Annotated in this window: 1 pseudogene; it reads right to left on the reverse strand. The window is 79.0% G+C overall.

Annotation, left to right across the window (positions count from 1 at the left end):
- Positions 1-520 (reverse strand): annotated as a pseudogene (locus tag PV343_RS40220) (DNA polymerase III subunit gamma and tau); the annotation flags it as partial.

Here is a 520-nt window from a genome sequence, read left to right on the forward strand (position 1 = left end):
GGCCGCCGCCGGGCGTGCGCCGGTGGCGGCCTGGCCGCCACCGGCGGGCGCGCCCGCGAAACCGCCGCCTCCGTACCCGGCGCCGCCTCCGCCGAAGCCGGGGGAGCCGCCGGCCGGCGGGGCCGCCGAACCGCCCGAGGGGTCGACGAGCGCCTCGATCTTCCACTGCACGTTGAACTGCTCGGCCAGCGCCTGGCGCAGCACGTCCTCGCTGCCGCTGCTCGCGAAGTTGTCGCGCGCCCCCGCGTTGACGAAGCCGATCTGGAGGGTGGTGCCGTCGAAGCCGGTGACCTGGGCGTTCTGGCTGAGCAGGATCCAGGTGAACCGGCGCCGGTTCTTCACCGCCTCCAGGATGTTCGGCCAGAGCATGCGCGGATCGACGCTCCCGGGGGGCGCGGGCGGGGCAGCGGGGGCCGAGGGGGTGACCGGAGCCGCGGCCGGGGGCGCCTGGCGCTGGGGCTGGGGCTGGGGCTGGGCGGGTGCGGCGGCCTGCGGGGCGCCGGCCGGGGCGGCCGTGGGC

Source organism: Streptomyces sp. WI03-4A, from assembly GCF_033792105.1.
Taxonomy (GTDB): Bacteria; Actinomycetota; Actinomycetes; order Streptomycetales; family Streptomycetaceae; genus Streptomyces; species Streptomyces collinus_A.